The 12,123-nt window shown below is 54.3% G+C and carries 9 protein-coding genes and 1 tRNA gene; 4 read left to right on the forward strand and 6 right to left on the reverse strand.

Annotated features, from left to right (window positions below):
* Positions 1-87: 87 nt before the first annotated feature.
* The 4 genes from ACEQX1_RS03300 (at position 88) to ACEQX1_RS03315 (ending at position 6,149) form a co-directional block, all read left to right on the forward strand.
* Complete coding sequence (locus tag ACEQX1_RS03300) at positions 88-1,302, forward strand: tyrosine-type recombinase/integrase (RefSeq protein ID WP_370196509.1); 1,215 nt, start codon at positions 88-90, stop codon at positions 1,300-1,302.
* A 301-nt stretch (positions 1,303-1,603) separates the two neighbouring features.
* Entirely contained in the window at positions 1,604-4,558 is a 2,955-nt protein-coding gene (locus ACEQX1_RS03305; protein ID WP_370196510.1) for a hypothetical protein, read from the forward strand.
* The gene (locus ACEQX1_RS03310) at positions 4,552-4,986 is read left to right on the forward strand and encodes a response regulator (RefSeq protein ID WP_370194430.1); all 435 of its coding nucleotides are present in this window, start codon (positions 4,552-4,554) and stop codon (positions 4,984-4,986) included. The genes ACEQX1_RS03305 and ACEQX1_RS03310 overlap by 7 nt, the downstream gene beginning before the upstream one ends.
* Positions 4,983-6,149, forward strand: a complete 1,167-nt coding sequence (locus ACEQX1_RS03315; protein WP_370194429.1) for a hypothetical protein — start codon at positions 4,983-4,985, stop codon at positions 6,147-6,149. Before ACEQX1_RS03310 ends, ACEQX1_RS03315 begins: the two co-directional genes overlap by 4 nt.
* Before the next feature lie 193 nt (positions 6,150-6,342).
* Here the strand turns inward: ACEQX1_RS03315 and ACEQX1_RS03320 are convergent, their stop codons facing one another.
* From ACEQX1_RS03320 to ACEQX1_RS03345, 6 genes are all read right to left on the reverse strand, one after another.
* Positions 6,343-7,797, reverse strand: coding sequence for a phage/plasmid primase, P4 family (locus ACEQX1_RS03320; RefSeq protein ID WP_370194428.1), 1,455 nt, complete (start codon positions 7,795-7,797; stop codon positions 6,343-6,345).
* Positions 7,798-7,800: 3 nt separating this feature from the next.
* Positions 7,801-8,946 (reverse strand): hypothetical protein, encoded by a 1,146-nt coding sequence (locus tag ACEQX1_RS03325; protein ID WP_370194427.1) that lies wholly within the window; start codon positions 8,944-8,946, stop codon positions 7,801-7,803.
* A gap of 533 nt (positions 8,947-9,479) precedes the next feature.
* Positions 9,480-9,686: a hypothetical protein gene (locus tag ACEQX1_RS03330; RefSeq protein ID WP_370194426.1), complete on the reverse strand. Its 207-nt coding sequence runs from the start codon at positions 9,684-9,686 to the stop codon at positions 9,480-9,482.
* 89 nt (positions 9,687-9,775) lie between these two features.
* Positions 9,776-10,462 (reverse strand): transcriptional regulator domain-containing protein, encoded by a 687-nt coding sequence (locus tag ACEQX1_RS03335; RefSeq protein WP_370194425.1) that lies wholly within the window; start codon positions 10,460-10,462, stop codon positions 9,776-9,778.
* A 380-nt stretch (positions 10,463-10,842) separates the two neighbouring features.
* Positions 10,843-10,932 (reverse strand) — tRNA-Ser (locus ACEQX1_RS03340).
* A gap of 121 nt (positions 10,933-11,053) precedes the next feature.
* Positions 11,054-12,121, reverse strand: coding sequence for a tyrosine-type recombinase/integrase (locus tag ACEQX1_RS03345; protein ID WP_370194424.1), 1,068 nt, complete (start codon positions 12,119-12,121; stop codon positions 11,054-11,056).
* Positions 12,122-12,123 lie beyond the last annotated feature (2 nt).

The raw sequence follows: 12,123 nt of genomic DNA on the forward strand, positions 1-12,123 counted from the left end.
ATTTGTGAATCGATCTACCTCTGTCCATCTACGTCCGCTACAATCTTGTCAATCTGTTGGGATAGGTGTTGGGGTAAGTCGAAGCAAATGGCGAGAACGGCAAACAAGCTGAGTGCGCGGGCGGTCGCGACGATCACCAAGCCAGGGCGCCATTCTGACGGCAACGGCCTCTATCTCGTAGTCGGACCCGGATCCTCCCGCCGTTGGCTCTTCATGTTTCGGTGGCAGGGCAAGCTGAAAGAGATGGGGCTCGGAGGCGTCTCGTCAGTCACGCTCGCTAAGGCACGAGTGCGCGCTAATGAGGCTCGGCAGGTGCTCTCAGAGGGGCGCAATCCGATCGATGAGCGGCGTGCAGGACGGGAAGAACGCGAAGCTGCGGTCACCTTCGGCGCCTTTGCCGACGAACTGGTCAAGGATCTGGCACACGCCTTTCGCAACGAGAAGCATATAGCCCAGTGGACAATGACACTTACCAACTACGCAGCGCCGCTGCGTAAAATGCCTCTGCAGGATATCGCGACAGACGACGTACTGAAGGTGCTGAAGCCCATCTGGCAGACGAAGAACGAAACCGCATCACGCCTGCGTGGACGCATCGAGCGGGTGCTGGATGCAGCAAAGGCAAGAGGGCTTCGTTCAGGTGAGAACCCAGCACGCTGGCGTGGTCACCTCGAAATGCTGCTTCCGAAACGCCAGAAACTTCAGCGGGGTCATCACGCCGCTATGGCGTATCAGGACATTCCTTGCTTCATGGCAGACCTGCACTCTCGCAAGGCTTTAGCCGCGCTCGCGCTTGAGTTCGGGATATTGACCGCTGCACGTTCCGGAGAGGTGCTAGGCGCGCTTTGGTCTGAGATGGATCAGGAGGCGAAGCTGTGGACCGTCCCCGCCGAACGGATGAAGGCCGGCCGGCAGCACAGAGTGCCGCTGTCGCCGCGGGCACTGGAAATTTTGAAAGAGATGGAGCAAGCGAAAGTGAGCGACTATATCTTTCCAGGCCAGAAGGCGGATAGCCCGCTTTCCAATATGGCCATGCAGATGATGATGCGGCGGATGGGTAGGGGGCACTTCACTGTTCATGGATTTCGCTCTGCCTTCCGCGATTGGGTAGGCGAGACGACAGACTTTCCACGGGAGCTAGCGGAACTGGCTCTTGCGCACACGGTAGGAGACGCAACCGAACGGGCATACTCACGTGGAGATGCCTTGGAAAAGAGGCGAGTGCTGATGGACACTTGGGCGAACCATTGTGGGAACCCGTTTTCGCGGAGCCAAGCCACTAGAGCCGATGAATCGCACTAAGCGCTGCGAGGCATGCTAATCAGCGGTTCGTGTGAACCCATATAGCTTTCTCAACGAGCTGCCCTCGTAATTTGCACCGAGCTCCGACGCCGCATTCTTCGAAACATTTATCCTGAGGGGGACCCAAGGGGGGAGGGCCGGGTATACGCCCGTTAGTATACATGGGATGCCTCTGACGAGAGTATCCTTCGCGGCGGTGAGCATCTAATCATGGTCACCGTTATTCCACGTTGTGATAGCGGTCATAATCCTGTTTACTGCAAGACAATATGAGTCTTAATGTGCGCGTAGAGCATACTAAATGACAAAAAAGACCCGAACGGCAAGAACCGCAGGCCTATTGCGAGGGCTTCAAACTCGAAATGCCGACGCAGCAATTTTATTAAGAACCTTAAAAAACCTCAAGAAAACCATTGCCGGGAATGAGGTGGGAGGAGTCTACACCGAGCTTTACGAAAGTCCGCTGTATAAGCATTTGGGTCTTCCAGACGATTTTCCACGGAAGCCTCCCACCTACGCGCGCTTTTATCGTATTGATGATCGCGATATGGGCGTAGAGCTGGCAATTGCAAAAAACCGTATTGAGCGGTCTCAGCAAAAACTGTCCGAAGCGTTCGTCGCGATACGTGAAATAAACGATAGTATGACGCGCTCCCAATGGGGTAATGCATCCGATCTTGTGGACGGATTCAGAGCAGAATACGGCGAATCTCTAATAATTCTCTCCAAGGCGTCATTAATTAGCAGATTCACAAAGGCTGAAAAGGTTCCTGGTAATATACACGCGCTGCTGCGACAGTATGGGGTGCTTAGCCGGAATATATCTGCGCTTGCGATCAACGATACAATTGGAGCTGAGTACGAATACGACTCTCTTCGAGAAAACACGATTGCCTACTATGGCGTAAATAAGTATTTCCCTCCGAGGGAGGCAGATGAACGCTACGGTTATGACCTGGTTCGTACTACTATGTATCCGTATTCGTGGGATCCGGAACGCTTCACAAGCAGTTTGAACTCTCTTTTGAATTCCTCTCTTATAGACACTGCCGTCTATCTAATGTCTCACGTATCTAGTCCTGTCTTGCGAGAAGCGCTGAGCATAGACGCTAGCACGTTGAGCGATATTCCGTCTGAATTATTGTCGACGTGGGAAGAGTTAAGCGGCGCACCAATGCCAAAATTCAAATACGACGATGAAGAGTGGTTCCAACAGTTTTACGAGTATCGGATCGGCGTTGCATTCAAGGAATTGAACGAATTTCGGGACTTCCGACTGGCGGTTGATCCCTACGTGCGCGATCCAAGCGATACTTATCTCGTCGTCCCGCCAGTAATCTACGATAACGCAAACAAATATTTCGTGAATGAAGCCGGGTTGCCTAACCTGCAGGAGATCGCGCGCAGAACCGCATCCCAGTTTACTGATTACAACGCTAAGGACGTCGGGGTGACTATAATGACCGCCGCCTTCATTAGGGTGCTGCGGCAAACAGATGTATTGTCATCTCTGTCGGAGGAAGACTTACTAGCCATACTGAACGCGACGTATTCAGTATCGGATTTCTCTACCTCAGATGAACTGCGCCGACTTTCCGAAGCGAATACAGACAGCCTCCTGTATAAATATATTGTTGCTGCTCTCGTATTTGATCAGACAAGTCGTAATATCGATCGAACAAAATTGATAAATTGTCTTCAGGATGTCGTCTTCGAACGTTGTGATGGTGATTTAATCGCATTTGCACGACTGCTTGCTCGTGCTGGAGCTCATATTGCACGCCACTTCCACGGCCTATGTACGGATGAATTTTTAGGGCTGCTATTCAGACTATATGCGACGGCATCTGAGGTGAGTGAGGCACGGGCCGCGATTCAAGAGTGGTTCGCCGATGAGTTCGATGAGCCTCGCGCTCGGGAGCGAGCTCGTTCAATCCGTCTCAACAGGCGGTTGCAAATACGACGGGGGCAGATCAATGAAACGAGGATTTTCGTCGATACACTAAGATTTAACCAGTGGGTAGAAGAGAATCTCTACAGCCAACTAGCAGCCGGATTCGGGGCATTCGATGGCGCCGATCAGCAACTGGAAACAGGACTGAACCTGGGAAATTTCGCGGAGAGACGTACGCCGACTGGGCTCCTGGCGAGCTCTTTGGAAGACGCTTTCACCGAGTTCTGTGGGAATGCTCAGTACGGGGTCGACTCATATCTCGGTCGGCGTATCCGTCATGGCACATTGATTGGCACCATGTCTGGGCCCCTATTCGCGGTGCTTCGCAGCGATGACGCTCGCGTCTACAGAGAGAACCCCGTTATTAAGGAGGCGGTTGACCACTGGATAAGCCAGTTCGAGACAAAAGTTCGTTTCTTGGCTGCTAACGAACTTCAAATTCGCTCGCCTCAGAAGCCCAAGGGACTCATACATGCTAGCCTTTTGGATCCGGAGAAAAAGGATGTGGTTTATAGTGCACTGAGACGGATGGTTGCCCTATATCTGGACCATCGATCCATCGCGCTCGCATCGGCGTTGATGACTGACGGGTGCTGGCAACTGTTGGAGGTTGATCTTCGGAGGATCCGACAGAAATTGTCTGACCACCGAACTTCATGGGGTAGGATCACCGCGCTAGATTTGCCTGTTTCTTCGCCTAACGTCACTCAACGGGAAGTCCAAACGCTCATATCCGTGTTGAACCAAACAGTCGACCAGCAATTTGCAATCCTGACTTCATGGTTCCACCGTCCGCGCTCGACCGCAAATACCGCGAAGCTTTCCGAGCTTTTCGATGTCACTTTCGCTGAAGCAGAGGAGCACAACCCTTCGTTCAAGCCAAAGGTAGTGAAGGAGGGGTTGGAGGAAATCGAGATCATAGGTGGAGCGTATCACCATCTTTATGATCTCATATCGCCCATTGTTACAAACGCGTCGCGACATGGGAAGCCCGATGGCGAGATCAGAATCCGCATGCAGTTGCGTCAGATCACAGAGAACGAACAACGTATCGAGGTTGAGATCACGTCAGAGCTGAAGGAGGGCGATACCGAAGCGTCCGTATCAGCGGAGATTGAGAGAACGCTCTCTAACGCCCCGGTAAACGCGTTTATCGAGGAAGGAAAGAGTGGCCTTCGGAAGCTGAAGCAGATGGAGGCACAGCTTCGCGAAGTCCAAAGCGTCGGTATCAGGATGAACGACGGCCGGCTCTCCGTTTCGTTTGAATTCAATCTCTTCCTGCGTGAGGTGTCCGAATGCTAGTCGTTGAGGACGATGATTTTAAGTACGAACGGATCTTAAACGTTCTGCTTCAGAGCGGTGTCGAGGATGTCGAGAGAGTTACGTCAGTAAGTGAAGCAATAGAACGCCTGGAGGAGCGGGATGTAGATGTATTGATACTCGACATGTCGTTGCCCGGACACCCGATTCGCCGTGGTGATGTATCCCCAACATCGCTGCTGTCTGGTGGTATCGAAGTGATTATGCATATGAGTGTCCGTGAGATAGCGGCGGCAGTTGTTATCGTAACCCAGTACCCTGAGGTCGAAATCGAAAACCGACTTGTACCAGTTCGGGATGTGAAGAAAAGTATAGCAGATGAATGTAGTTTTGACGTTCGTGAGGTGATATATTATATGGATCGTGCGAAAGAATGGGAGGAGTTATTGGTCAGGGCGATTAAGGTATGACGAGAGCGCTAATAATCGAAGATGAAGATGATAAATTTGACGATGTAAGGAGAATACTGGAGGAATACTACGACAGCGCAAATCTGGAAATACGAAGAGCGTCGACGAGAAATGAAGCGCTCCGTGATATCTATAATTGGCCAGCGAGCGTTATCGTAGTAGATTTAAATGTGCCGGGGGTTAGTGATTCACTGCCCACCGATGAAACCGATACGTTACTCGATGCCCTAATAACTTCCGAAGATAATGCACGAGCTTCTGTAATAGTATTAAGTGGTTATCCGGAGATATTCGAGCTCAACAGAGATCGTCTTGTCTCGGCGGGGATGGCGACGGTTGAATATGTAAGCGGGAGCCGTGTTTGGGAATCCGCTGTGAAGGCTATACTGAAGCGTACGGATGAAAAGATTTCGTTTCCTTTCATAATAATCACAGCGCTTGCGAAAGAAAGGGATGCATTCCGCCATTCTGATGCAGAGATTGGCGATCTGGCTGTCCTCAATGGTCTGGATTGCCAATACATTTCCGTCAGGGGTGTGAGGGGGGTATGCATCAAGCTTCCCAGGATGGGGTTGGTTGATAGTGCGGTTGTTACGGCAACGGCAATTTCTACGTTCGCGCCGGCCTGCGTGGCGATGGGAGGGATTTGTGGGGGGGTCGAAGAAGAGGCGGCCTTGGGGACACTGGTCGTAGCCGATCCCGTCTGGGAGTATCAAAGCGGTAAATGGTCTAACGACGACTTCAAATTGGATATGTACCAGGAGAATATGCGGCCGAACTATACACAGGAGATTAAGACACTCGCTGCGGATCTGAAGAAGAACGGTAAGTTGAAGGAGGGATTTTTCGATAGTGTGGTGAAAGAAGCCGGCATAAAATTCGCTCCTATGGCAACCGGTTCGGCGGTAATCGCTAACAAGGCGAGACTGGAAGAAATAAACGGGCAGCATCGCAAGCTCGCCGCCATTGATATGGAAATGTATGGGGTCTATCGCGCGGCTGCCTTATCGCGTCTGAACCCTTTTGTATTTGGGGCAAAGACAGTTGTCGATACTGCCGACAGCCGTAAGGGCGATCAATACCACGAGGCCGGTTCTGTAGTCTCGGCGCGTTTCTGTGTCGCTGCTATTGATAGGCTGATTGATGTAGGCTTATTCCGGTAGTAGCTCGTTGCGAACAAAGGCGCCTGGAGAACAAAGAAATAGTCCGTGGGCAATCTTTAGGAGATCTCAGACCATCTGGATTTAATCGGTCAGAAGATGAAACACCGGCGGCGAGCCGCCGTACACCGTCGCCGCCGGAGGATCAAGGGATACGCTGACGTAGATCGTTCTATCTAGCCAGCAGTTGGCCCGTTTACTTCAGTGACGTAAACGGATGCGCAGTCCTTATTAGGTGCAATCCAAGCACACCGCGTTTGCTTGCGCGTTTCTCGCGTTTGTAACCGAATGCGACGATCCGTTCAGACAGCCCGCGCTTTTTGTAATCGCGAGCGCCATTGTCTTCGGCCCATTCTGTGTAGCTGGTATAGAGCTCTTGGATAGACACCCAGCCGCCTTCCTCCGCTTCGCAACATTCGTCGAACCATTGGCCGACATCGTCTTCGTCCGCAGCATAGTCCTTAGTCGCCTCGCTAATACGAGCCGGAATATCGAGTCCATCCTCGTAATACGCGACTGCGCCTTCGATCATCCACTGGAGAATACCGCCGTACTCACGCCTTAGCTTTTCCGGAAGTGCCACGTCGGGCACCTCTGGCCGGAAGGTAGAGGTGAGAAAGAGCATCCGGCGCAAGAACGCCTGATCGGGTGTCTGAATGACCGGCCGATGATTTCCAGCCAAAACCAGCTTGAATTGGGGATCGAATTGAAAGTTGTCCTGGTACATAAAACGCGCTGTCTGCGTATCTCCGCTGGTGAGGCTCGTCAGCCGTTGCTGGCTCCACATTCCATCTGCAGGGACCTCGCTCATAGTGACCATGCGGGCACCTACAAGCTCAGCGACTTCCGTCGTGTGGCGGCTCTCCGCTCCTCTCATTAGGATCGTGGAGTTAGACATCCGAGCATAAGAACCGAGGATCTCCCGCACCACATTGAGCAGCACGGACTTCCCGTTACCTCCGGGGCCACAGAGGAACAGGAGCTTGTGTTCCCGCGTCTCTCCGGTAAGGCACAACCCAAAGAAGCGCTGGAGGAACAATGCGAGTTCGCTGTCACCCTGCGTGTAGTCCTCTAGGAATGTCCTGAACACTGGGATTTCCATCCCCGATGGCGCGACGCTGGTGCGCCTCGTCATCATGCGTTCCGGTGTGTGCAACTCCTTCTTCCCAGTCTTCAGGTCAATAACGAAGGTTGGGGTATTCAGCAGATGCCGATCGCGGTCGAAATCGAACGACGACACGTGATTTGCGCTCACATAGGCTGCCATCCGCAAAACCGCTGCCTGGCCGCTCGGGCTTGAGTAGCGCGACGCTAGCCGGTAGTGGGCGTCGGTCCAATTGCCTTTCTCGTCCTTCGGCGGACCGTACTCTTCAATGATCGAAACTAGGTTCTCGCGCAGGAATGTCTGTAAGTCATTTTCGACCTGCGCCTTGGTCACGTGTTCCCAGATTCCGGCTTCGTAAACCATCCAGCGCTTTGAGGAGCTGTCAAAGCGGAACCTGCTTTTGTGTTTCTCCATGAAGAGATGCTGGAGGTGATCATCACTCACGATCTTCAACGGGACAGAGTGCCCGATATGATAAATTGGTGAAATCGCGGCCTGAGGCACAGCATGCTCTGATCCGGTCTTCATTTGAACAATATTCGTCATTTTTCAAGAATCCTTTTGCGTCTGAGTGAAGCGAAGTGCTTCGGTAATTTGCTTGTCGAGATATGTATCGCCTAGGTATATGTCATGGACATCTCCTCTGTTGCTCGTGTTCTGTGGGGGTATCCGCAGCCGAAGAGCCGCTTTTACTTCGTCGGGGCGTGATCCGCCCCGGCTGAAATAACTCAACAGCAGCCGCCAGATATGATTGTGAAAATGCTGTTCGCGCTTGATATCGGCGAGAATGGGTGGCCAACCGGCAAATTGATCGCCTCCCTGCGAAGGCGAGATGCGACCGGTGTAGTTGCTTTTCGGCGGACGGGGGGGCGACCTGAACCGAGGGAGTTTGGTGGCAGTTGTAGGAGGCGGTGCTTGGAGGTTGACCGCCCCCGGTACGGAGGCGAAATGCTTCAGGACAAGCTCCGTCCGGATCGCGAATGGGTCATCCATTCCAATGAAGACGGGGCGTGCGGTAATGTGTGGTTGGACCGGGTTGTAGAGGGCCGGATCGATCAAGCCGCCCAACGATTTCGCCCAGCCTCTCAGTTGGATGCTCGTCCGGGGCTCGTCGAGCCAGAACCAAAGGTGCAATTTTATTACATCTTGTGTTGTGACGCCGGCCGACGATGAAAGTTGCCAGACGTAAGACACGTCTGAGAAATGCTCGCGTGGCAGCTGCGACACGGCATATTCAGCGAGGTCTACAGGGCACTCGTAGGACAAGCCTGGCGGCATCGAGAGATCATCGATGTCGACGCAAATCCACGAGCGGGCGGTGTCCTCGAAAGAGGGTGCGTTGCCCTCACGCCCATGTATCAACCGGCGCACACGCTTTCCCGGCGTAAGCGGATTTCCACGCAGCACCGTCATCTTCGGATACTGTTCGGCCCACTTTAGAAAATGGCTGAGGTCGATGATATCTGCTATGAAGTAGCGTACGGGCCGCCCTTTATATGCGGATTTGTACCCAAGTGACCGGACCGCGCTACCTTCACCCCGCTCAAAGGTCTTCACTTGAAGTGTCTTGCGCTGGGAAAAAGCGATAATCTCGTTTTCGGTCGCGAGCGGATGGTTGCCTTCGCAAACGTCAATGACGCGTGTCGGCTCATAACTCGCCATGGGTAAGTATTGAGGATGAGAATAATGATTCATTGTTCGTTTCCATGTGTATTCAGACATAGCTTCGCCGTTCGTCACAGAAGACGTTCTGCAGACCGGCGGTATTGTCTAGATGGTTTTGTCCTGCTTATCGCCGCGCAGGACGTACGGACGGACGCAGAGCTACGGAAAACCCAAGCGCTGTAGTAGGCAGCAATACTATATATTCTACTTTTCTATACGCATCAGTACGTCCCTGTGTCTATATGATTGATATTGCTGATTAATCCTGTATCGAGCCCGTGGACGCAGAGACGGTGACGCCCCATGCTGGCAGGCGGAAAGGTGCAAGTCTCCTCAACGTCTTGGAGTATATGTACAGATGATGCGATGTGCGCCGGAGATAGAAATGCTTCTTTCTTTACATCTGATGGATTTGATGTTGCCTCTTTCTGCTCGGGCGTGGCCAACTGTTTACCAGTCCGCACGAGTAAGGCGTGGGCGAGCGGCCGGCTGTTCAGCTTGCCGGGCGTTGTACGGAAGCCTGCTTCGGACGCTCTTTTCCCGGCCGGTTAGACGGTTGCCGTTCAGCTGGCGCCTTCCATGCGTTGATCGGATTGATAGGCTTCACGTTCGCGTTGCCAGGTTTCTGCCGCTTGGGCAGAAATGTAGCGACGACGTCCAACCTGGTAGCAATCCGGACCTAGGCGTTCGCTCCAGAGGCGATAGAGCATCGAGCGGCTGAGGCTATAGGCATTGCAGAAGTGGTTCACTGTGTAAGCGTTTGGGGCCATGTGGCGTCTCCTTTTGTTCAAGTTGACGCTCTTGTAGCGATCCGCTGATCGGCCTCACATGGCAGTTAGGGCGTGCCTCTATTTTCTTCTCAGTTTTTCCCAACCGAGGTCGTCCAGCGTTTGGTGGACTCGCGCGCCTGACGCACCATCGCTGGGATATCTGCGTAGGTAACGTTGGCGGAATCCCCGGGGAGAGGATCCTCAGCGAACCTTTCTGCTATGTCGTTATAGGAAACTCCTGCCGCCACAGCGTCGAGTACGCGCCAAGAACGACGAACGGTCTTGCGGGCATCTCGCCATTTCGAGCCGACCAGTTCCTCCCGATCGACACCTAACTCCGATGCCATCTGTTCCAGTTGCCGTTTGACTTCGGCTAACTGGGCCTCGAAGGGCAAGTCAGCCGCCAATCGTACGAGGATCTGACCGTGATCGATCGCAGTCTGAACGAAGTCGGTGACGGAGTGCGACAGCGTGTATCTGTCTTTATGCAGAATGCGCTTGCTGGACGCTGAAGCTAGTTCGATTGCGGGATCGTTGAAGAATACCGGCATCTCCTCGCCCCATGGGTCGGTGAGCACATCGATGCCCCATTTCTCGCTGAGGCTGCCAGTGTACCGATATGGAAAACGGTTCGATGAATGTTCAGCCCACTCGCGCTGATAGCGTTCATCTCGGCGCAGGAACCCCCATCGGATTTCACCGAGAGACATATTTTCGACAGGAGGATAATTCTCCGACTTCGTCCAGTCGCGAGGTGAGGACTTTGAATTAGCCACTACGGTCGATCCGCGATCTGCAGCGTAAGGTGTGTGAAGCGCAGTGCTATGGGACGATAGCCACCGCGTTTCTTACGGCTTTTCAACAGCTCGCAGCGTATCTCGATCTCAGGCGAGCCTTCAAGCTCGCGGAGTGTGATGAGCGATCACTTTGATACCCGCGCTTTCACACCTCGGCAGCACTGTTCGAGGCGCCAAAAACACGTGACGCTCTTCGCAACCTCCGACGGGGGTACAGCCGACCCTTAGAGCGACGACGAGGAGCCCGAACGTGTCAAGACTTCCTCACACATCTACGCGACATGTTGGGGTAGATATTGGGATAACCTGCGAGCTCAGGTGTAAATACATAGGAAAAGCAATGGGTTGAAGCCATATAATGGCGGAGAGGAAGGGATTCGAACCCTCGATACGGTCTCCCGTATACTCCCTTAGCAGGGGAGCGCCTTCGACCACTCGGCCACCTCTCCGGGGACGGTTCCTATCTGCCGGGTGCCTATTGTTCAAGGGGTGTTGAGCGGTTTCCGGCATCTTTTCGGACGATCTCATCTGACGGCTCGTGACGAGAACAGACGCGAACATACGCGGTTTTCAGCCCCGCTCCCGCAAGAAATCCGCAGAGTCTCTTCCCGGTTCGTTCTTGAAGCGCCATCCGCGCTCCCACGCATCATGGCCGAGCTCTGGCGTGCCCAGCTTCACGTAGCGCTGCCACTCGTTCGACTGCCATCCGCCTTCGTCCTTGAGGCGCACCACGTCGTGCGTCTGCGCATGAAACCAGGTCGCCCACGAATGCCTGGCGGTGTGCGGCGTGAATAGGCGCTCGTCCATTTCGAGGCGCTTGCAGGCGGCGCCCCAGAACCGAAGCGGGTTGCCGCTGTTCTCGCGCTGCGCATAGGGGCGCCCGTCATATCGCAGGAAAAGCGGGCCGGGGCTGCCGATGTTCGGGATGGCCGACAGTGCCGCCACGACGCGGGGGATCAGCGTGACGGTGCGCTGCAGACCGTTCTTCGGATCACGCAGGATCGCATAGCGGTGTTCAAGCGAGACGTCGTTCCGGCCGTCGATCGCTAGCGCCTCCGACACGCGGACACCTTGGCCGAACAGGAACGTGACGAGGGCAGGGGTCCAAGGGTTCGGCCAGCGCCCGCGCATGACGGTCTCGACCATCGCGTTGGCCTGCTTCGGCAGGAAGAAGTATGTGCGCTTGGCGCTGTCCTCGGGACGCTTCACGAATGGGTTCTGCCCATTGGAGCGAAGCACGGCGAGGACGGGGGCGTAGAACTGGCGGCGCCGGGTGGCGGTGGCAGCGGTTGGGTAGGCGCGGAGGGCGGCGTCATCGATTTCCGCCTGTCCGATATCGTCGATCCGAAGCCGCCCCAGGTGGGCCACTGGCTTGGCGAGGAACCGGGCCTCGCCGCCTTTCAGTTCGTAGAGCCGCGCCGCCTCGCTGAACGAGATAGCGGGTTCTCGACCGGAGCCGTTTTGCTCGCGGATCTTCCTTTCGATGCCGATGCGGATGCCGTCAGCTTCGTTTTTGTCACGCGTCCTCGCTGAGCGCCGGACTTCAACGCTATGAGGCTCACCACTTCGCCAGACAGTGACGGTGCCGCGGATTTGGTAGATGCCGGATTTCGGGTCGGGCTCGATTGTGAGGGGCATTC

The organism is Aurantimonas sp., from assembly GCF_964217435.1.
GTDB classification, from domain to species: domain Bacteria; phylum Pseudomonadota; class Alphaproteobacteria; order Rhizobiales; family Rhizobiaceae; genus Aurantimonas; species Aurantimonas coralicida.

Bases quoted from the DNA above. Each gene is read 5' to 3' on its own strand.
- ACEQX1_RS03300 (WP_370196509.1), top strand. From the start codon at position 88: ATGGCGAGAACGGCAAACAAGCTGAGTGCGCGGGCGGTCGCGACGATC.
- ACEQX1_RS03305 (WP_370196510.1), top strand. From the start codon at position 1,604: ATGACAAAAAAGACCCGAACGGCAAGAACCGCAGGCCTATTGCGAGGG.
- ACEQX1_RS03310 (WP_370194430.1), top strand. From the start codon at position 4,552: ATGCTAGTCGTTGAGGACGATGATTTTAAGTACGAACGGATCTTAAAC.
- ACEQX1_RS03315 (WP_370194429.1), top strand. From the start codon at position 4,983: ATGACGAGAGCGCTAATAATCGAAGATGAAGATGATAAATTTGACGAT.
- ACEQX1_RS03320 (WP_370194428.1), bottom strand. From the start codon at position 7,797: ATGACGAATATTGTTCAAATGAAGACCGGATCAGAGCATGCTGTGCCT.
- ACEQX1_RS03325 (WP_370194427.1), bottom strand. From the start codon at position 8,946: ATGAATCATTATTCTCATCCTCAATACTTACCCATGGCGAGTTATGAG.
- ACEQX1_RS03330 (WP_370194426.1), bottom strand. From the start codon at position 9,686: ATGGCCCCAAACGCTTACACAGTGAACCACTTCTGCAATGCCTATAGC.
- ACEQX1_RS03345 (WP_370194424.1), bottom strand. From the start codon at position 12,121: ATGCCCCTCACAATCGAGCCCGACCCGAAATCCGGCATCTACCAAATC.